Here is a 19,718-nt window from a genome sequence, read left to right on the forward strand (position 1 = left end):
CCGATGGACAAGCCCGTTACCCTGGCCGCCATCACCGGCGCGCACGGGGTGACGGGCGACGTCCGTCTCAAGCTGTTCGGCGAAGGGCTCGATGCCCTAAAAAGATATGCCGCCTTCAACGATGGCGCGCTGACTGTCCGGACGCTGCGTAACGATGGCAAGGGCGGGGCGATCGCCCGCTTCGCCGAAGTGCCGGATCGCACGGCCGCTGAAAAGCTGCGCGGAACTGTGCTCACTGTCCCGCGTTCCGCGATGCCTCCGCTTGCCGAAGGCGAGTATTATCACGCCGACATAATCGGCCTGCCCGTCACGACCGAGAACGGCACGGCAATTGGCACCGTGGTCGGCATCGAAAATTTCGGTGCGGGCGATATTCTCGAGATCGAAGCCGTCGCGGGCGGACGTTTCATGGTCCCCTTCACGCTGGTGGCCGCGCCATCCTGGTCGGCCGAAGGCGTGGTCATCGCGGACGGCTTCGTACCCGACTGACGATCCTAGCCGCCACGGTCCCCGCCTTCCGGCGCAGCGCGTAACATCGGACGTTCCTTTGCCAGGTGATTGCGGATGGTCGTCGCCGCGACTCCCGCCTGCCCCATGGCATTGCTGATCTGATCGAGCCCGATCACGACGTCGCCGGCCGCGAACAGGCCGGGGACGCTCGTTTCCTGATGCGCGTCCACCGTCACGCAATGCCCTTCGCCGATACGTGCCCCTGCCAACTCCGCGAGCTCCGAACGGACATGCGAGCCCAGTGCAGGATAGACGCTGTCGAAAGCCACTCGTCCCTGCGCGGTGTCGAACGCCAGTTGATCTCCCTCGATCGCGTAGCCCCCGCATGGCCCGGCGATGCAGATGATCCCCGCCTCGTCGAGGCGCGCCATGCACTCTGCGTCGAGTTCATGGTCGCCTTGTGAGCTCACCAGCGTGAGATCGGCGGTGAACCCGCGCAGGAACAGGGCTTCGGCAGTGCCGTGCTTGCCCGTGCCGATCACGGCCACTCGCCTGTCGGTCACCTCATAGCCGTCGCACACCGGGCAATAGCGCAACAGACCGCGTGCGAGCGCTTCGTCATGCACGCTTTCCTCCAGGCCATCGGGCCGGCGGTTCACGACCCCGGTTGCGAGCAGCACGCTGCGGGCGGTGTAAGTGGCCCCCTCGGTGCCGACGGTGAAGCGGTCGCCCACCCGGGCCAGATGTTCGACTGTCTTTTCCTCGCGGATGGCGCCGTATTTGCGCGCCTGTTCGCGCATCCGGCGCAGCAGTTCCTTGCCTTCGATCCCGTCCGGATAGCCGGCATGGTTGTGCGTGCACGGAATCCAGGCCGCGCGGCTGGTACCGTTGTCGAACAGGCGGATCGAAAGGTGATAGCGCGCAAGATAGATCGCCGCGGTCAGCCCCGCCGGCCCTGCGCCGATGATGATGCAATCGTCGGTGGTTGTGTCGTCCATCGCCTGCCTTGATCCCCCTGGCTGTCTGTCGCATGGCGCGCCGATGCCGTTCGCCGCCACCGTCTTAACGCTTTATCCCGAGATGTTTCCCGGGCCACTGGCGATTTCGCTCGCCGGGCGCGCGCTGGAGCGGGGGGATTGGAGCCTTCAGACCGTGCAGATCCGCGACTTCGCGATGGATCGCCACCGCACGGTGGATGACACCCCGGCGGGCGGCGGCGCTGGAATGGTCCTGAAGGCGGACGTCCTGGCCGCGGCGCTCGACAGTGTTGCAGACGATCGGCCCGTCCTGGCGATGACGCCGCGGGGCGCACCGATCGCGCAGGCCCGCGTTCGGGACCTTGCCGCGGGCCCGGGCGTAACCATCCTGTGTGGCCGCTTCGAAGGCTTCGACGAGCGGCTGTTCGAGGCGCGCCCGCATATCGAGCAGGTCAGCCTTGGCGACATCGTTCTTTCGGGCGGAGAGCCGGCGGCGCTGGCGGTGCTCGATGCTTGCATTCGGCTGCTTCCCGGCGTAATGGGCGCGCCGCTCAGTGGTGCCGAGGAATCCTTCGAGGAAGGCTTGCTCGAATACCCTCAGTACACCCGACCTTATGAATGGGAAGGGCGCACGATCCCCGAAGTGCTGCGATCGGGGGATCATGCGAGGATCGCCGCATGGCGCAAGGCCATGAGCGAATCCGATACACGGCTACGCAGGCCGGACCTTTGGGAGCGTCACGATGGCGCTCGGGTTCAGCCTGCCTCTGGCGCGCGGCGTGAAACGAAGGAATCGGACCAGTGAACCTGATCCAGCAACTCGAAGCCGAAGCCGTCGGCGCCCTGTCGGAAGGCAAGGACATCCCGGCCTTCCGTGCCGGTGACACCGTACGCATCGGCGTGCGCGTGGTCGAAGGCACCCGTACCCGTACCCAGAACTTCGAAGGCGTGTGCATCGCCCGTTCGAACCGGGGCATCAACAGCAATTTCACCGTCCGCAAGATGAGCTTCGGGGAAGGGGTGGAGCGCGTGTTCCCGCTCTATTCGCCGAACATCGAGAGCATCACCGTGGTTCGTCGCGGTATCGTTCGCCGGGCGAAGCTCTATTATCTGCGCGGCCGCACCGGCAAGCGCGCGCGCATCGCCGAACGCCGCGAGACCGCTTCGCAGTAAGCTTTCGCGCATACGAGCACGAAAGGGCGCTCCGGTCGGCCGGGGCGCCCTTTTTCGTGAGCGGGTCAATTGCGCTGCGTGCCCACCCCCGTTGCGCTTTGCCCACGAGAGGCTTAGGCGTCGGCCCGAAATTTTTGCAGGTGCGAAGGAGACATGGCCATGGGCTACCGGGTGGCAGTGGTCGGTGCGACCGGCAATGTGGGCCGCGAAATGCTGGCCGTGCTGGCGGAGCGCGAATTTCCCATTGATGAGCTCGCGGCGGTGGCCAGCTCGCGCTCGGTCGGGACCGAGGTCGAGTTCGGCGACACCGGCAAGATGCTGAAATGCCGCAACATCGATCACTTCGACTTCGCCGGCTGGGACATCGCCCTGTTTGCTGCCGGCAGCGGCCCCGCCAAGGAGCACGCGCCCCGGGCCGCTGCCGCAGGCTGCGTCGTTATCGACAATTCCTCGCTCTACCGCATGGACCCGGATGTGCCGCTGATCGTGCCGGAAGTGAACCCGGATGCGATCGACGGATATTCCGCCCGGAATATTATCGCCAACCCGAACTGCTCCACTGCGCAGATGGTCGTCGCGCTGAAACCGCTGCACGATGCGGCCGGGATCAAGCGAGTGGTCGTCAGCACCTATCAGTCGACAAGCGGTGCCGGGAAGGCGGGTATGGACGAACTGTTCCAGCAAAGCCGCGCCATCTTCGTCGGCGACCAGGTGGAGGTGCAGAAGTTCACCAAGCAGATCGCGTTCAACGTGATCCCGCACATCGACAGCTTCCTCGACGATGGTTCGACCAAGGAAGAATGGAAGATGGTGGTCGAGACCAAGAAGATCCTCGACCCGAAGATCAAGGTGACCGCCACCTGCGTGCGCGTGCCGGTGTTCGTTGGTCACTCCGAATCGATCAATATCGAATTTGAACGCGAGCTCGGCGCCGAACAGGCGATGGACATTCTGCGTGAAGCGCCCGGCGTGATGCTGATCGACAAGCGTGAAGACGGTGGATACGTCACCCCGATCGAATGCGTGGGCGACGGGGCGACGTATGTCTCGCGCGTGCGGGATGACCCGACGGTCGAGAACGGGCTCAACATCTGGTGCGTTTCGGATAACCTGCGCAAAGGCGCAGCGCTGAATGCCGTGCAGATCGCGGAGCTGCTCGGCCGCCGGTGCCTTCAGAAGGGATGAAGGCTGGTCGCACTGCCAGCCTGGCAGTAGCTTTGATGGTGCCGCTGATGTTCATCGGCGCATGTGGCGGTCCGCCGGCCCGGGACGAGGCGCCGAAGGCGGCAGGCACCGCTGCGGCAACCGCAGTCGCGCCAGCCGCGCATCAGGGCGTAGCGATACTGGATACTGACGGCATCGCGATCGGGCGCGCGAAGGCGAATGCTCGATTCTTTCCGTTCGGCACGCCGCGGGACGCGGTCGAGACGTCGGCCGAGCGGGCATTGGCAGAGCCTGCGGTGCGGAGCGAAAACGCGGAGTGCGGCGCCGGACCGATGCGGTTCGTTCGCTATGGATCGCTTACACTCAACTTCCTGGATGACCGCCTGGCAGGCTGGTGGGCGGAGCCCGGGCGCAATTCTGTGACGCGGGACAGTATTCGCCCCGGCATGCGGTTGCGCGACTTGGCGGTCGGCCGCAGCGTCAAGCGCGTTGCCGAAAGCACGCTGGAAGGCGAATTCACATACGTTTCCGCCGACGGTCGGGAAATCGGGGGCTTTGCCGACGGGGCCGGCGAGAACGCCCGGATCGCGTCTCTCCATGCCGGCGCGAACTGCTTCTTCCGGTAAACCCCTTGCGCTTTGCGGATCGTCCGCGCTGCTTTAGACTTGCTGGATGACCAACCTTTTGCAGAAAAGCGGGGGCTGCCAGTGCGGACGTGTGCGCTACACCGCGTCCGTCGATCCGGCAGAAGCATATCTGTGCCACTGCCGGATGTGCCAGCGCGCGACCGGGGGCTTCGCAGCGAGCTTCGTCTCCGTCGAACAGGCTGACGTCGACTGGGATGGCGAGCCCGACTTCTACGAAAGCTCGCCCATCGCGGAGCGGCCGTTCTGCGCGCGGTGCGGGACACCGTTGGGGTTCCGGTTCAAGACGGGCTCCACGAAGATGGACCTCACCGTTGGCAGCTTCGACGACCCGGGTGACTTCGTGCCCAAGCATCACTTCGGGGCGGAGAGCCTGCATGAGGCGTGGCTGGACACCAGCGCCTTGCCGCGGATCCGCACCGACGAGTACGAAGTGCTGGTGCAGAAATGGCGCCAGGCAGGAGTGGAGCCCCCGCCATGAACGCGATCTGCGAAATTCATCCGGGATACGACGGGCAACCCCTTGCGGTCCACCGGATGGGATCGGGCCGGCCCGTGCTGCTGCTGCATGGCCTGTTTTCCGACGCGAGCACCAACTGGATCCGGTTCGGACACGCGCAGCGCCTCGCCGACGCAGGGTTCGAGGCGATCATGCCCGATCTTCGCGCGCACGGGGCGAGCGCCAGGCCGCACGAGGCGGAGGCTTATCCGCACGACGTGCTCGTCAAGGACTTGGCCGCGCTGGTCGCTGGGCTGGACCTGGCGGACTTCGATCTTGTGGGGTTTTCCCTCGGTTCGCGGACGGCGGCGCGCGGTGTCATCACGGGGCTCAAGCCCCGACGGCTGGTGCTCGCCGGCATGGGGCTCGAAGGACTGGCCGGATGGAATCGGCGTGCGGCATTCTTCCTCGACGCCATCGACCGGTTCGAGACCGTGAAGCACGGCGACCCGGCATTCTTCGCGGTCAGCTTCATGAAAACACAGAAGGTGGATCGCGCCGCGGCCCGCCTTCTGCTTGAATCGGTGGGGGATACCGAGCCGGCCGAACTCGCCCGGATAACGATGCCGACGCTGGTCCTGTGCGGGGCGCAGGATCGGGACAATGGCGATCCGGCGAAATTGGTCGCCGCCTTGCCCGATGCGCGGCTGGAAGAGGTGCCCGGCACGCACATGAGTTCCGTCACCGAACCCGCGATGGGCGAGGCGATTGCCCGGTTCCTCTCGCCTTGATTCACGCGGCGCACAGGTTACGGCCGTAACAAACGCAACCAGAACATGATCCGGGAGAGATTCAGCCCATGAAGTTTGCATCCACCGCGCTTGCCGCGCTCGCCGTGGCGCTCGCCACGCCGGCGTTCGCCCAGGAAACCGCGCCAACGGCCGCCGCCAACAGTGCCTATCCCCTGACGCCGGAAGGCGCCGCCCGATTCGTCGCCGCGGCGGAAAAGGACTTGTTCGACTACACGGTCGAAGCCAGCCAGGTGAACTGGGTGAACGCGACGTATATTACCGAAGATACCGACGCGATGGCCGCGCGGATCAATGCGGTGGGCACGGAGAAAAGCGTCAGGTACGCCCTGGAGGCGGCGAAGTTTGCCGCGCTCCCCGGTCTCGATGCCGATGTGAGGCGCAAGCTCGACATCATGCGCAACGGCCTGGTCCTCCCGGCGCCGACCCGCCCGGGTGCCGCAACCGAACTGAACCAGATCGCGACCGACCTGCAGAGCCAGTACGGCAAGGGCAAGGGCACGCTCAACGGCAAGGAGATCAGCGGGTCCGACATCGAGGCCGAGATGGGGAACCTCGAGCGGACACCGGCCGAACTCGCCGAGATGTGGGCAAGCTGGCACACCAACGTGGGCGCTCCGATGAAGGACGATTACGCCCGCATGGTCACGATCGCCAACGAGGGCGCGAAGGAGCTCGGCTTTGCCGACACGGGCGCGATGTGGCGTTCGGGTTACGACATGACGCCGGCTGAATTCACCGCGATGACGGAGCGGCTGTGGAACGAAACGAAGCCGCTGTACGAAGCGCTGCACACGTATGTTCGCTGGAAACTCAACGAGAAGTACGGCGATGCGGTGCAACCCAAGACGGGCCCGATCCGCGCCGATCTGCTGGGCAACATGTGGGCTCAGGAATGGGGCAACATCTATCCCCTGGTGGCTCCCGCAGGCGCGGGCGATCTTGGCTATGACATCGGCGAACTGCTGGCCGCCCAGGGCAAGACGCCGCTCGACATGGTGAAGATCGGCGAGGGGTTCTATTCCTCGCTCGGGTTCGAGGCGCTGCCGCAGACGTTCTGGCAGCGATCGATGTTCGTGAAGCCGGCGGACCGCGAAGTCGTGTGCCATGCCAGCGCGTGGAACATCGACAACAAGGACGATATCCGCATCAAGATGTGCACCAAGGTGAATTCCGATGACTTTGTCACCATTCACCACGAGCTTGGGCACAATTACTACCAACGGGCCTATAACGATCAGCCGTTTCTTTACTTGAACGGTGCGAACGACGGTTTCCACGAGGCGATCGGCGATTTCGTCGCGCTGTCCATCACGCCGCAGTACCTTGTCGACATCGGCCTGCTCGACGCGTCGAAAGTACCGAGCGCGGACAAGGACACCGGGTTGCTGCTGCGCCAGGCCATGGACAAGGTGGCGTTCCTCCCGTTCGGCCTGCTGGTCGACAAGTGGCGCTGGGGCGTGTTCGACGGGTCGATCACCCCGGCAAACTACAACACCGCTTGGGTCGACCTGAAGAAGCAGTACCAGGGCATCGTTCCGCCCGTCGACCGGCCGGCCGACGCGTTCGATCCCGGTGCGAAGTACCACATCCCCGGCAACACGCCTTACACCCGGTACTTCCTGGCGCGGATCCTGCAATTCCAGTTCTACCAGGCGGCGTGCAAGCAGGCCGGGTGGGAGGGACCGCTGCATCGCTGCAGCTTCTACGGCAACAAGGAGGTCGGGGCGAAGCTGAACGCCATGCTCGAGATGGGCGCATCGAAGCCCTGGCCTGACGCGCTGCAGGTCTTCACCGGAACCCGGCAGATGAGCGCGAAGCCGATGCTGGACTATTTCGCGCCGCTCAAGAAGTGGCTCGACCAGCAGAACAAGGGCAAGCCCAAGGGCTGGTAACGCGCGCGCGATCGTACTTGCGGCCGGATCGAATCCCCCTGATGAGAGCCCCTTGAGGGCAAGTTCATCAGGGGGATTCGCACGTGAGGTCTTCGATCAGGATATGCGCTGCAGCCGCGCTTTCGATGGTCCTTTTGGGCGGCACGCCGGTTCTCGCCGCTGACGAGACGGTGACGGCATACAATCCGGGAGGCATCGCGAAGGCGATGCGCGATGCCGGTTACAAGGCGGATCTCGACGTCGACGGCTACGGCGATCCCATGATCAAGACGGCGTTCGGCCAGTTTGACGGATTCATCTATTTCTACGGCTGCGACGAAACCAACCACGATCGGTGCGAATCGCTGCAGTTTCGCGCAGGCTTTGATCGCGAAAAGCCGATGCCTCTTTCGCTGCTGAACGAGATCGTCACCAAGTACCGCTATACGGCCATGTGGCTCGATAAAGACGGCGATCCGTGGGTCAATTTCGACCTCGTGACCGGCGCGGGCATTCCCCGCCAGGTCTTCATCCGTTCACTCGAGGCATATTCCGACAACCTGACCGATGTGTCCGACATGATTTTTGCAGAAGAGCGCGGAAACTAGGCGCGGCAGTCCTTTAGCGGAACGGCGGTTCGTTGAACGCGCGCAGCTTGCGGCTGTGCAACCGGTCGCCTTCCTCCTTCAACCGGCGGCATGCCGCCACACCGATCTGGAGGTGGGCCGCGATCGCTTCTTCGTAGAAGCGGTTGGCCTGGCCAGGCAGCTTGATTTCGCCATGTAGCGGCTTGTCGCTTACGCACAGGAGCGTGCCATAAGGCACGCGGAAGCGGTAACCCTGGCCGGCGATGGTAGCGCTTTCCATGTCCACACCGACCGCGCGGCTCAACGACATTCGGTGTGCGGAGCGGGTATACTGGAGTTCCCAGTTGCGATCGTCCGTCGTGACGACTGTGCCGGTGCGCATGCGTTGCTTGAGATCGGCGCCGTGCGTGCCGGACACTTCTTCCGCCGCGCCGTAGAGCGCCTGCTGCACTTCGGCGATGGCCGGCAAGGGAATCTCCGGCGGCAGGACCATGTCCAGCACGTGATCGTCCCGCAGGTAGGCGTGTGCCAGGACGTAATCTCCGATCTTCTGGCTGGGGCGAAGCCCGCCGCAGTGGCCGATCATCAACCACGCCTCCGGCCTGAGAACGGCAAGATGATCGGTGATCGTCTTGGCGTTGGACGGGCCGACGCCGATGTTGACGAGGGTGATCCCGCTGCGGTTCTCGCCGATCAGGTGATAGGCGGGCATCTGGTGCCGGCGCCATGCCGTGTCCGACAACTGGAGCCGCGCGTTCTCTCGCTTTTCGGTGAGCATGAGGCCACCGGCGCCGGCGAGCGCCGTGTGCCCGTTTTCGCCCAGCTGCGCGGCCGCCCAATCGACGAATTCGTCGACATAGCGGTGATAGTTTGTGAACAGGATGAAGCGCTGGAAGTGTTCGGGTGCGGTGCCCGTGTAATGGGCGAGGCGCGCGAGCGAGAAATCGGTGCGCAGCCCGTCGAACAGGGAGAGGGGAATCGTTTCGCCTCCCCCAATCTCGATCCCGTCCGCCAGTTCATCGCCGATCAGGGCAAGCTCGGTCGCGGGGAAATGGCGCGCGAGTTCCTGCGGACTGATGCGTGACAGTTCGAGCCCGGCACCGCCGTCAAGGACATAGGGAAAGGGGATTTCCTGGCGCGAGGCGCGCACTTCGAGGGCGATGTCGTAATCCGCCGCGATCAACTGGAGCTGATCGCGCAAGTAATCCGCGAACAGTGCGGGCTTGGTGACAGTGGTAGCATAGGTGCCCGGCGTATTGAGCCGTCCGAACGCGCGGCCACGGCCCTGGCGGGGTTCCCCGCCCGTGAAGCGCAGCACCAGTTCAGGATATGCGTAGCTGCCGTCGAACCGCCGATGGGCGGGGGGCGCGGTGCCTTCGCGCGAATATGCCAGGATATCGCCGCGCAAGGTCTCGACCGCGCGGGCGTGGAGTTCGGTAAGTTCCCTGATGACCGTATCGATGGATTGCATCGACCGCCGATAGCGCGCCGATGATGACATTTCAAACGGCGGAGATACCGCGTTCAGGCACGCACGAAAAAAGGGCGCCGTTTTCGCGGCGCCCTCTGTTCGGTGTCGAGATCGCGGGGATCAGGCCTCGTCGGCCGATGCGCGTTCTTCCAGCAGGTCGGCCGGAATCTCTCCCGGCTCCAGGCTGCGGTCGACTTCCTCGGTGAAGCCTTCGGTTTCGTTGCGTTCGTCGGCCGCCATCGATCCGATGACATCGACGCCCTGGCGCTGCAGTTCCGCTTCGTCATCGGAGCGGGCCACGTTGGCCTTCACCGTCACGTGCACTTCAGGGTGGAGCGCGATGGTGACGTCGTGGACACCCAGGGTCTTGATCGGGTGACCCATCACGACCTGGCGCTTGTCGACCTTGTGGCCGGCAGCTTCCAGACCGCTGACGACGTCACGGACGTTGACCGAACCGTAAAGCTGGCCGGCGTTCGAGGACGAACGGATCAGGACGATCTCGGCGCCTTCGAGGTCGCCGCCAGCCTTTTCGGCGTCGCTACGGCGATCGGCGTTTTCCTTTTCCAGGCGTTCGCGGTTCGATTCGTAGACCTTGCGGTTCGCTTCGTTGGCGCGCAGCGCCTTCTTTTGCGGGAGCAGAAAGTTGCGCGCGTACCCGTCCTTGACGGTCACGACATCGCCCATCGCGCCGAGATTAGCGACTCGTTCGAGCAGGATGATATCCATTGTGCGGCCCTCCTTACTTCACGATGTAGGGCAGCAGGCCGATCTGGCGCGAACGCTTGATGGCCTGGGCAAGCTCACGCTGCTTCTTGGCAGAAACGGCGGTGATGCGGCTGGGGACGATCTTGCCCCGCTCGGACATGAAGCCCTGAAGCAGGCGCACGTCCTTGTAATCGATCTTCGGCGCGTTCTTGCCCGAAAACGGGCAGGACTTGCGGCGGCGGAAAAACGGGCGGGCCATCAGTCGCGCTCCTCACGGTCGCGACGCGGCTTGCGATCGCGGTCTCCACGTTCGCGGTCGCCCTTGCGCATCATCACGCTGGGGCCGCTCTCATGCTCGTCGACACGCACGGTCAGGTAACGGATCACGTCTTCGTTGATCCGGGTCTGACGCTCGAGCTCGGCAACGACGGAGCCGGGCCCCTCGATGTTGAGCATGACGTAGTGCGCCTTGCGGTTGCGGTCGATCTTGTAGGCGAGGTTCTTGAGACCCCAGGTCTCGGTCTTGGTCACCTTGCCGTCGTTCGCTTCGACGATTTCGGTGGCCGTCGCGGCCAATGCATCGACCTGAGCCTGGCTCAGATCCTGGCGCGCGAGAAAGATGTGCTCGTACAGAGCCATATTCTTACGTCCTTGTCCATGCCGATCGCTGGCTTGTCCCGCGCGGATCGCAGGGGCCCCTCCGGCTTTCTTGATTTCCCGCCCCCGGCTTGCGCATTGATTGCGGAAAGCGGGGCCCTTAGCCGGATCGGGCACAAAAGCAAGTCTTGTGCGCTTGTCGCCTGGCGGGCACTTGGCCCGCGAGTGGGGAGATACGCATGGCCGGTGGTCTGGTTGCGCTGCTTGACGACGTTTCGGTAATCGCGCGCGCGGCTGCCGCCTCGATAGACGATGTGGGAATTGCGGCCAGCAGGGCCGGCGCAAAGGCGGCCGGCGTGGTGATCGACGATGCGGCCGTGACGCCAGCCTATGTCACCGGCTTCACGCCAGACCGCGAATTGCCGATCATCTGGCGCATCGCGCGGGGCAGTCTCAAGAACAAGCTGGTGATCCTGCTGCCGATCGCCCTCCTGCTGAGCGAATTCCTGCCATGGGCGATAACGCCGCTGCTGATGCTGGGCGGCGCATTCCTCTGCTACGAAGGCGCGGAAAAGGTCATCGAGAAGCTCGGCGGCGCAAAACACGGCGAGACGCTGGAAGATCCGATCGAGGATCCGGTCGCTTTCGAGAAATCGCGCGTCGCGGGGGCAATCCGCACCGATCTTATCCTCTCGGCGGAAATCATGGCGATCACCCTGGCCTCGATCGGGCCCGAGACACTGCTTGCGCGCGCGGCGATCCTGGCTGTGGTTGGTATCGGCATCACCCTGGTGGTTTATGGAGTGGTCGGACTTATCGTGAAGATGGACGATGTCGGCCTCCATCTGACTCACCGTTCCTCCGCTTCCGCTCAAAAGGTCGGGCGGGGATTGCTGCTGGCGATGCCCAAGGTCCTGACTCTGCTTTCGGTGGTCGGCACCGTTGCCATGCTATGGGTGGGCGGGGGGATCATCCTCCACGGCCTATACGAGCTGGGCGTCCCGGGGCCCGAGCACCTGGTGGAAGTGATGCGCCACGCGGTGGAGGCTGCCTCCGGCGCGCTCGGCGGCATCCTCGGGTGGATGACTTACGCTGCGCTTTCAGCCCTGGTGGGGCTGATCCTGGGGGCGATCATCGTGTTCGTTCTGCACAAGGTGCTGAAGGTGGGCGCCCACTAGCCCAGGCGGGCGAGAAGGTCGCTTGCAAAGGCGCTCAGCGTATCGTCCCGTGCGCCCATGACCACGATGCGGTCTCCGGGTCGGGCGAGGGCCGCGACCCGCTCCGCCACGGCGTCCCGCGTGGGAACATGCTCGGCCCGGCCGCCGGCCTGTTCGATCAGGCGGACGATCCGTTCAGCGCCCCCGTCACGTTCTACCGTGCCGCCGAAATAGAGCGGATCGCAGATAAACGTCCGATCATTTTCGCCGAGCTCGCGGGCGAATGTCTCGGCAAGCTCACCCCCCATCTGGCGCAAGGGTCCGTAGCCGTGGGGCTGGAAGAACGCGAGTACCCGGCCCGGATGGCGCCGCAGTGTTCGCAAGGTGGCGGCGCATTTCTCGGGATTGTGGCCGAAATCGTCGATCACGGTGATGCCGGAGTAGGTGGTGCCGACGATATCGAAACGCCGGGCAAGGCCCTTGAACGATGCCATCGCGGCGGCCGCTTCTTCGGGCCGGACCCCCGCCGCCGACGCACCGGCGATCGCTGCCAGCGCGTTGGAAAGGTTGTGCCGCCCGGGCATGGCCACCCGGATCGCGTGACGTGAACCGTCGCGGCGGTCGACGATCTGCGCCGCGATCGATGTGGCGGTTTCGACGATCGAGCCCGCTTCGACGAACAGGTCCGCGTCCGTATGGTCGACGGCAAAGCTGGTCACCCCGCCGAGGGCGCCGGCGAGCGCGCGGGCTTCCGGATCGTCGAAATTCACGGCGCGCCGCGCGGATGCCTGGAGGTAGTCCGCGAACAGGACGCGCAGTTCCGCCATGCTCTTGTGATCGAGGCTGACGTTGAGCAGCACCCCGACCTCCGGGCGATAGAGCGCGATGGACCCGTCGCTCTCGTCCACTTCGCTGACGTAGGTGTCGCGGCCGCCAACGTGCGCGCTCGCGAAGGGATCGGCGGCGGTGGCAAAGTTCTTCATCACCGCGCCGTTCATGATCGTCGGAGCGCGGCCGGCGCAGTGCAGGATCCATCCGAGCATGGCCGTGACAGTGGACTTGCCGCTGGTGCCGGCGATCGCGATGCCCGTCCCGGCCGCGTTCAACAGGGCGGCGTTGAGCTCCGCCCGCGACATCCGCTCGCAACCAAGCTCGCGCGCCTTGGCGATCTCCGGCACGGTGTCCTCGACTGCGGCGCTCGCTACGACGATCTGGTCGGGGGATGTCACCCCGCTTCCGTCCTGCGGGAAAAGGTCGAAACCGTTCTCCGCCAGCCAGGCGAACTTTTCGGGCGTGCGCCCCTGATCGTGGCTGCGGTCCGAACCCGCCACCGTTCCTCCCAGGCCGCGAACGATCTGGGCCAAGGGCAGCATGCCTGACCCGCCGATGCCGCAGAAGAACCAGGGGCGGGCCGCGATGTCGATGAAACTGTGCATGATCGGCGGCGACGATTAGGCGGGGATGTGCGCGATGGGAAGCGCTGCTAAGGCTGGCGCGATGACCCGCGTCGCCATTTGCGCCCCAGCCACCCCGATCACCCGCGATGTGGCCGCCGAGGTTACAGCATTGGCGGCATCCGAGTTTCCCGCGCTGGATCTGGACTTTCACGAACAGTGCTTCGCGCAGGAAGGCCATTTCGCCGGGCCGGATGCCTTGCGCCTTTCCGCGCTGCTCGAATGCGCCAACGATCCGTCGGCAGAAGCGGTCTGGTTCGCGAAGGGCGGCTACGGCTCCAACCGGATAGCATCGGAAGCTGTCACCGGCCTGGGTGCGAACGCGCGCGGCAAGACCTTCATGGGGTATTCCGACTGCGGCTTCCTGCTGGCGGCCCTGTACCGCGAAAGGATCGGCCGGCCCGTGCACGGTCCGATGCCGCTCGACATCCGGCGGGACGGCGGGAGCGAGGCGATCCGGCGCGCACTACAATGGTTTTCCAGCGATGCCGCCGGCCAGGAACCGCGTCTGGATGGCCGGCCCACGGTCGCGTTCAACCTGATGACGCTGGCGACGCTCATCGGCACGCCGCTGATGCCCGACTTGCGCGGACACGTCGTCATAGTCGAGGAAGTCGCCGAGCACCTCTACGCGATCGACCGGTTGTTCTTCCACGTCGCGGCGAACCTGACGGGGGTCGCCGGCATCCGTCTCGGCATGGTCACCGCGGTGCCTGAGAACGACCGGCCCTTCGGCAGCGAGGCGGAGGACATCGCGCGTTACTGGTGCGAGCGCGCGTCCATCCCCTACCTCGGCCGCGCAGAAGTCGGCCATCATGCAGCCAACCGGATCGTGCCCTTCGGCCTTGCGGCGCCCGCCCGGCGCGCATAGGCGGCGGTCGCAAAGAGGAGCATTGCATGAAAGCGTTCGTCTTCCCCGGCCAGGGGAGCCAGAAAGTGGGCATGGGCGTGGAACTGGCCGCCGCCAGCGCGGCCGCGCGCGAGGTTTTCCAGGAAGTCGACGACGCGCTTTCCCAGAAACTGTTCGCGATCATGGCGGATGGGCCGGACGATGCGCTCACGCTCACCGAAAACGCCCAGCCGGCGATAATGGCCCACGCGATCGCGGTTCTGCGGGTGCTGGAGAAAGAGGGGGGCGTCGCGCTCGATTCCGTGGCGGACTGCGTGGCCGGACATTCGCTCGGAGAATACACGGCGCTGTGCGCGGCGGGCGCGTTCACGCTGGCGGACACGGCGCGGCTGCTGAAGCTGCGCGGGCAGGCCATGCAGGCGGCGGTTCCGGTGGGCGTGGGGGCGATGTGCGCGTTGCTCGGCGCCGATCTCGAAAAGGCGCAAGCGCTGGCCGATGCTGCTGCCGAAGGGCAGGTCTGCCAGGTCGCGAACGACAACGATCCCACGCAGGTCGTCCTCTCCGGACACCGCGAAGCCATCGAGCGCGCGGTTGCGCTGGCGAAGGGTCACGGGATTAAGCGCGGCGTCGTGCTGCCCGTTTCGGCACCTTTTCACTGCGCGTTGATGCAGCCAGCAGCCGATGCGATGGCCGAAGCGCTGGAACGCACGCCGCCCCGGCCGTTCCGCGTGCCGCTCTACGCCAACGTCACGGCCGGTCAGGTCACCGATCCTGCAGAGGAACGCGGATTGCTCGTCAATCAGGTGTGCGGCCGGGTGCGCTGGCGCGAGAGCGTGCTGGCCATGCAGGCATCGGGCGTCGACACGTTCGTCGAACTGGGCGGAAAGGTGCTCGGTCCCATGATCGGGCGCAGCGCGCCTGATGTTGTGACAAGGAGCGTGGTGACAATGGCCGATATCGAAGCTTTGGCGAAGGAGATCGCGTGATGTTCAACCTCCAGGGCATGACCGCGCTGGTCACGGGCGCGAGCGGCGGCATTGGTTCGGCCATAGCGTATGCGCTGGCGCGGCAGGGCGCGCGCCTCGCCCTGTCCGGCTCCAACGGCGAGAAGCTGCGGGTCTTTCGCGAGCAGCTCAATCGCGAGATCGGCGGCGATCACGTGGAGATCACCTGCGATCTGTCGAACACCGCCCAGGTCGAGGAGTTGATCCCCGCCGCGATGGATACGTTCGGCAAGCTCGATATCCTCGTCAACAACGCCGGTATCACGCGCGACAACCTCGTCATGCGGATGAAGGACGAGGAATGGGACGCGGTGATCCGGGTCAACCTTGAGGCGGCGTTCCGCCTCATGCGCGGCGCGGCCAAGCCCATGATGAAGGCACGATTCGGCCGCATCGTCACCATTACCAGCGTCGTCGGCGCGACCGGCAACCCGGGGCAGGCGAACTACGCGGCGGCCAAGGGCGGGCTGACCGCAATGTCCAAGGCGATGGCGCAGGAACTGGCGAGCCGCGGGATCACCGTGAACTGCGTGGCGCCCGGCTTCATCCGCACCGCCATGACCGACACGCTGCCCGATGCGCAGAAGGATGCCCTCAATGCGCGCATCCCCATGGGACGCATGGGCGAGGGCGAGGATATCGGCGCAGCCGTCGCCTATCTTTCGTCGCGCGAAGCAGGATATGTCACCGGCCAGACCTTGCATGTGAACGGCGGGATGGCGATGATCTCGTGAGGTGGCGTTATCCCCAAGGAATCTGCGCCGCGCCGCTGTGATCGCCGCGATCATCCTTGTGCGGTGCGGTCCCCCCGCTAAGGATAATCGCGAATTTCCGGCGCTCGCGGGCGATTCCGGCCCCGGATAGGCAGACGGGCGCGCACGGAGGGATAAGAGTAGGAACCGATGAAGGCGACGATCGAACGCGCGACACTGCTGCGCTGCCTGTCCCACGTGCAGTCGGTGGTTGAACGCCGCAACACGATTCCCATCCTCTCGAACGTGCTGATCGACGCCTCCGACGGCGGCTCGCTCAAAGTCATGGCGACCGACCTCGACCTGCAGGTCGTCGAACAGATGGCGGCCGCTTCGGTCGAGGGTGCGGGCGCCGTGACGGTATCCGCCCACCTGTTGTTCGACATCGCGCGCAAGCTGCCGGAAGGAAGCCAGGTCAGCCTGGAGACGGCGGACAACCGCATGACGGTGAAGGCCGGGCGCAGCCGCTTCTCTCTGCCCACCTTGCCGCGTGACGATTTCCCGGTGATTGTCGAAGGCGATCTGCCGACCAGCTTCGAATTGCCGGCCAAGACGCTGGCGGAACTGATCGACCGCACCCGGTTCGCCATCTCCACCGAAGAAACCCGCTACTACCTCAACGGGATTTTCCTCCACGTGTCGGACGAGGCGCAACCGGTGCTCAAGGCGGCCGCGACCGACGGCCACCGGCTCGCGCGGTTCACCTTGCCCCGCCCGGAAGGCGCCGATGGGATGCCCGACGTGATCGTACCGCGCAAATGCGTGGCGGAACTCCGCAAGCTGCTGGAAGAATCCCTCGACGGCAACGTCCAGATCGACCTGTCGGCCAGCAAGATCCGCTTCACCCTGGGCGGGGAGGGCGGCGTTGTCCTGACCAGCAAGCTGATCGACGGGACGTTCCCTGATTATTCGCGGGTGATCCCCACCGCGAACGACAAGCTGCTGAAGCTCGATCCGCGGTCGTTCTACCAGGGCGTGGACCGCGTGGCGACGATCGCCACGGAAAAAACGCGCGCGGTGAAGATGGGGTTGGAAAGCGACAAGGTGACGCTGTCCGTGACCTCGCCCGACAACGGCACCGCGGCGGAGGAAGTGCCCGCCGACTACCGGGCCGAAGGGATGGAGATCGGCTTCAACGCCAATTACCTGAAGGACATTCTCCACCAGATCGATGGCGACACGGTGGAACTGCACCTGGCCGACCCTGGCGCCCCGACGCTGATCCGCCAGGATGAAAAGAGCCCGGCGCTCTACGTCCTCATGCCGATGCGGGTCTGAGGACGGGGCCGGTCAGCCTGCGGGGCGCCACGGCCTCACCAGGCGGTACAGTTTCACCAGAACGTCCCGCCCCCAGCGCAGCGGGCCGAGCGCGAGGTTTTCGGTTATCCATCGGCGTGCCGAAACCCTGGGGGCAGGGCCGATGACGGACGGGGGAAATCGTCCCGCCTCCACGTCGGTCAGCAGTCGCCCGCGGACGCGATTGGATACGTTGGTGTCATGTACCACCTGCAGCCAGGCCGGGGGCCCGCGTTCCTGAAGGATCGGAACGTGCTTGACCATCTCCATGTGATTGATGGTGTTCCCGGTACGCAGCGATGGCGTGTCGTGTTCCACCAGGTTGGTGAACGCGCTCGACCGGTGCCGATGAAGGTAACGCATGCCATCGCGCAGCACGATCCCGCTGGTGAAATTGATCGCGTAAGGCGGTGCCCGGCCGGCAGACGCCACCGCCATTTTCACGCGCGCGACGTAATCCACGGCGATCCCGTCATCGCTGTCCAGGTTTGAGGTGACGACCAGGCGGCCGGGTTGCGGCGGTCCGATAACGGAGCGGGTGAAAGCCGCCCATTTGCCGTGCGGGAACATGGGTGTGAAAACGGCGCGGAATGGGAACACCGCCTGCGCCGCGACGATACGCGCGCGGGCATCATCGCCGGTCTCGTCGTCGAACAATACTATCCAGTCGAAATCCGGGTCGGTTTGGGCGGCGACGCTGGGCAGGCAATATCGTTCGAAAAGGTCGAACCGCCCGGCGAGCCACGCTGGATCGGACCGCAGCGTCTGTTCGCGCCCCGGGGTCGCCAGGTTGAAACGGGTCAGGATGACGTGGCTGATCATCGCGGCCGGTTAGTGCTCGCGGGATAGCGAGTCGAGTGCGCGCCGATCATCCGCGCGCGCGGATCATGCTTTCGATGTCGACGAACTTTTCCCGCGGAGAGCCCGCGCGCGCGGCGCTGGCTTCTGCTTCCTCGATCTTCTTCCAGTCGCGGAAGGTGACGATATCCAGGGCGCGTTCGGCAGCGAGCCGGTCGAAACCTGCGCGCCCATCCTTCGATGCCGCGCCGATCGCACCGGACGCCAGGTCTTCGGCGATGCGATCGACCACCCCGAACCCGTCGGGCCGGTTCGTGCCGATCGTTCCTGTCGGCCCCCGCCGCGCCCAACCGACGGCGTACAATCCCGGCAGAATCCGTCCCTCGTCGTTGGGGAACCGTCCCAGCCGTTCGTCAAACGGGACCCCGGGTATGGGCGAGGAGCGATACCCGATGCACGCGACGACCAGATCGGCCGGGACCACGTATGTTTCGCCAGTTCCAACAGCGCGCCCGGCGTCCACCACGGTCCGTTCCACCTCCACGCCGCGTACCGTGCCTTCACCGACGATGCGCACGGGGGAGGCGAACATGTCGAAATCGATGGTGACCGGCTTCGCGGCACGGTCGGCCTCGGAAAGTGCAGCAAAACTGCGCAGGTGACTGACCGATTTGCGCAGCCCCGGCTCCAGCATGGCATCGTCTCCCTCGTCGGGAAGATCGGCGGGGTCGACGCGGGGCGCGGCGCGGGAGAGGTGCTGCAGTTCCCCCAGTTCCTTGGGCGTCATCATGATCTGGTGCGGGCCGCGCCGGCCGACGATGGTGATCGTGGAAACGCACGCATCGCGTAAGGCCGCCAGCGCGTGCGAGACGATATCGCTTCCGGCGAACTCCTCCTCCGTCTTGGCCAGGATACGCGCAACATCCAGCGCCACGTTGCCCATGCCGATGACGACAGCGTTCGCTCCGGATAGGTCCGGATCGAGATCGGTGAAGGCGGGGTGGCCGTTATACCAACCGACGAACGCGGCACTGCCAAACACGTTGGCCAGATCCTCGCCCGGCAGGCCGAGCGGCCGATCGTGCGGAGCGCCGGTCGCGAGGATGATGGCGTCGTACAGGTCCTGCAGTTCCTCGACCGACACGTCCTCGCCGATCGTTACATTGCCGACGAAGCGGACATTCTCGCTGAGGGCGGTCGCCTCGTATCGGCGGCTGACCCCCTTGATCGACTGGTGATCGGGTGCAACCCCGGTCCGGATCAGGCCATAGGGCACCGGCAGCGTATCGAACACGTCCACCCGGACGTCGTCGCCCCACTTTCTCTGCGCGGCTTCCGCCGTGTAATATCCCGCAGGACCCGAGCCGACGATCGCGAGATGAACGGTCACGCGGTCTGGCCGCTCCCGGCCAAGGGGACAATCGCCCGGCGGACGCGTTCAACCATTGGAGGGGCTCGCATGGGTCGATCTCCCGGGCGCTGTTTGATTTGGCAATTCATGCACGGCGCCCTGT

At 65.3% G+C, this 19,718-nt stretch carries 22 protein-coding genes; 14 read left to right on the forward strand and 8 right to left on the reverse strand.

Annotated features, from left to right (window positions below):
- Positions 1-3: 3 nt before the first annotated feature.
- Entirely contained in the window at positions 4-489 is a 486-nt protein-coding gene (gene rimM, locus GRI40_RS01555; protein WP_202390113.1) for a ribosome maturation factor RimM, read from the forward strand.
- Positions 490-494: 5 nt separating this feature from the next.
- Here rimM and GRI40_RS01560 read toward each other — a convergent pair whose 3' ends face one another.
- Positions 495-1,448 (reverse strand): NAD(P)/FAD-dependent oxidoreductase, encoded by a 954-nt coding sequence (locus GRI40_RS01560; RefSeq protein ID WP_160609716.1) that lies wholly within the window; start codon positions 1,446-1,448, stop codon positions 495-497.
- A 43-nt stretch (positions 1,449-1,491) separates the two neighbouring features.
- On the opposite strand from GRI40_RS01560, the gene trmD reads away from it, so the two are divergent.
- The 8 genes from trmD to GRI40_RS01600 all read left to right on the forward strand — a co-directional run bounded on the left by trmD (position 1,492) and on the right by GRI40_RS01600 (position 8,138).
- On the forward strand, positions 1,492-2,232 hold the full coding sequence (gene trmD, locus GRI40_RS01565) for a tRNA (guanosine(37)-N1)-methyltransferase TrmD (RefSeq protein WP_160609717.1): 741 nt from the start codon (positions 1,492-1,494) through the stop codon (positions 2,230-2,232).
- Positions 2,229-2,600 carry a 50S ribosomal protein L19 gene (gene rplS, locus GRI40_RS01570; RefSeq protein ID WP_160609718.1) on the forward strand — a complete coding sequence of 124 codons (372 nt, stop codon included), beginning with the start codon at positions 2,229-2,231 and terminating at the stop codon, positions 2,598-2,600. Before trmD ends, rplS begins: the two co-directional genes overlap by 4 nt.
- Positions 2,601-2,759: 159 nt before the next feature.
- Complete coding sequence (locus GRI40_RS01575; RefSeq protein WP_160611309.1) at positions 2,760-3,785, forward strand: aspartate-semialdehyde dehydrogenase; 1,026 nt, start codon at positions 2,760-2,762, stop codon at positions 3,783-3,785.
- A 47-nt stretch (positions 3,786-3,832) separates the two neighbouring features.
- The gene (locus tag GRI40_RS01580) at positions 3,833-4,390 is read left to right on the forward strand and encodes a hypothetical protein (protein WP_160609719.1); all 558 of its coding nucleotides are present in this window, start codon (positions 3,833-3,835) and stop codon (positions 4,388-4,390) included.
- 46 nt (positions 4,391-4,436) lie between these two features.
- Positions 4,437-4,889 carry a GFA family protein gene (locus GRI40_RS01585; protein ID WP_160609720.1) on the forward strand — a complete coding sequence of 151 codons (453 nt, stop codon included), beginning with the start codon at positions 4,437-4,439 and terminating at the stop codon, positions 4,887-4,889.
- Positions 4,886-5,638 carry an alpha/beta fold hydrolase gene (locus tag GRI40_RS01590; RefSeq protein WP_160609721.1) on the forward strand — a complete coding sequence of 251 codons (753 nt, stop codon included), beginning with the start codon at positions 4,886-4,888 and terminating at the stop codon, positions 5,636-5,638. Before GRI40_RS01585 ends, GRI40_RS01590 begins: the two co-directional genes overlap by 4 nt.
- A 68-nt stretch (positions 5,639-5,706) precedes the next feature.
- Positions 5,707-7,551: a M2 family metallopeptidase gene (locus tag GRI40_RS01595; protein ID WP_160609722.1), complete on the forward strand. Its 1,845-nt coding sequence runs from the start codon at positions 5,707-5,709 to the stop codon at positions 7,549-7,551.
- Positions 7,552-7,685: 134 nt separating this feature from the next.
- Complete coding sequence (locus tag GRI40_RS01600) at positions 7,686-8,138, forward strand: YbjN domain-containing protein (protein WP_160609723.1); 453 nt, start codon at positions 7,686-7,688, stop codon at positions 8,136-8,138.
- 13 nt (positions 8,139-8,151) lie between these two features.
- Here GRI40_RS01600 and GRI40_RS01605 read toward each other — a convergent pair whose 3' ends face one another.
- The 4 genes from GRI40_RS01605 to rpsF form a co-directional block, all read right to left on the reverse strand.
- Positions 8,152-9,588: an AMP nucleosidase gene (locus tag GRI40_RS01605; RefSeq protein ID WP_160609724.1), complete on the reverse strand. Its 1,437-nt coding sequence runs from the start codon at positions 9,586-9,588 to the stop codon at positions 8,152-8,154.
- Between the two features lie 120 nt (positions 9,589-9,708).
- Positions 9,709-10,317 carry a 50S ribosomal protein L9 gene (rplI, locus tag GRI40_RS01610; RefSeq protein ID WP_160609725.1) on the reverse strand — a complete coding sequence of 203 codons (609 nt, stop codon included), beginning with the start codon at positions 10,315-10,317 and terminating at the stop codon, positions 9,709-9,711.
- Positions 10,318-10,330: 13 nt separating this feature from the next.
- Complete coding sequence (rpsR, locus tag GRI40_RS01615; protein ID WP_160609726.1) at positions 10,331-10,555, reverse strand: 30S ribosomal protein S18; 225 nt, start codon at positions 10,553-10,555, stop codon at positions 10,331-10,333.
- On the reverse strand, positions 10,555-10,935 hold the full coding sequence (gene rpsF, locus GRI40_RS01620; RefSeq protein WP_160609727.1) for a 30S ribosomal protein S6: 381 nt from the start codon (positions 10,933-10,935) through the stop codon (positions 10,555-10,557). The genes rpsR and rpsF overlap by 1 nt, the downstream gene beginning before the upstream one ends.
- 197 nt (positions 10,936-11,132) lie before the next feature.
- Here rpsF and GRI40_RS01625 point away from each other — a divergent pair, with 197 nt between their 5' ends.
- A complete protein-coding gene (locus GRI40_RS01625; RefSeq protein WP_160609728.1) occupies positions 11,133-12,071 on the forward strand; it encodes a DUF808 domain-containing protein in 939 nt (312 codons plus the stop codon).
- Here the strand turns inward: GRI40_RS01625 and GRI40_RS01630 are convergent.
- A complete protein-coding gene (locus tag GRI40_RS01630; protein ID WP_160609729.1) occupies positions 12,068-13,486 on the reverse strand; it encodes a glutamate ligase domain-containing protein in 1,419 nt (472 codons plus the stop codon). The two genes, GRI40_RS01625 and GRI40_RS01630, sit on opposite strands and share 4 nt — an antisense overlap.
- A gap of 61 nt (positions 13,487-13,547) precedes the next feature.
- Here GRI40_RS01630 and GRI40_RS01635 point away from each other — a divergent pair, with 61 nt between their 5' ends.
- The 4 genes from GRI40_RS01635 to dnaN all read left to right on the forward strand — a co-directional run bounded on the left by GRI40_RS01635 (position 13,548) and on the right by dnaN (position 17,388).
- Entirely contained in the window at positions 13,548-14,375 is an 828-nt protein-coding gene (locus tag GRI40_RS01635) for an LD-carboxypeptidase (protein ID WP_160609730.1), read from the forward strand.
- Between the two features lie 26 nt (positions 14,376-14,401).
- Positions 14,402-15,340: an ACP S-malonyltransferase gene (gene fabD, locus GRI40_RS01640; RefSeq protein ID WP_160609731.1), complete on the forward strand. Its 939-nt coding sequence runs from the start codon at positions 14,402-14,404 to the stop codon at positions 15,338-15,340.
- The gene (gene fabG / locus GRI40_RS01645) at positions 15,340-16,092 is read left to right on the forward strand and encodes a 3-oxoacyl-[acyl-carrier-protein] reductase (protein WP_160609732.1); all 753 of its coding nucleotides are present in this window, start codon (positions 15,340-15,342) and stop codon (positions 16,090-16,092) included. The genes fabD and fabG overlap by 1 nt, the downstream gene beginning before the upstream one ends.
- 168 nt (positions 16,093-16,260) lie before the next feature.
- A complete protein-coding gene (gene dnaN, locus GRI40_RS01650; RefSeq protein ID WP_160609733.1) occupies positions 16,261-17,388 on the forward strand; it encodes a DNA polymerase III subunit beta in 1,128 nt (375 codons plus the stop codon).
- Between the two features lie 12 nt (positions 17,389-17,400).
- Here the strand turns inward: dnaN and GRI40_RS01655 are convergent, their stop codons facing one another.
- Positions 17,401-18,228 carry a glycosyltransferase gene (locus GRI40_RS01655; RefSeq protein ID WP_160609734.1) on the reverse strand — a complete coding sequence of 276 codons (828 nt, stop codon included), beginning with the start codon at positions 18,226-18,228 and terminating at the stop codon, positions 17,401-17,403.
- Between the two features lie 46 nt (positions 18,229-18,274).
- Positions 18,275-19,594 (reverse strand): FAD-dependent oxidoreductase, encoded by a 1,320-nt coding sequence (locus GRI40_RS01660; protein WP_160609735.1) that lies wholly within the window; start codon positions 19,592-19,594, stop codon positions 18,275-18,277.
- Between the last annotated feature and the right edge of the window lie 124 nt (positions 19,595-19,718).

Origin of the sequence: Tsuneonella aeria (genome assembly GCF_009827495.1) — a bacterium.
In the GTDB taxonomy this organism is placed as follows: domain Bacteria; phylum Pseudomonadota; class Alphaproteobacteria; order Sphingomonadales; family Sphingomonadaceae; genus Tsuneonella; species Tsuneonella aeria.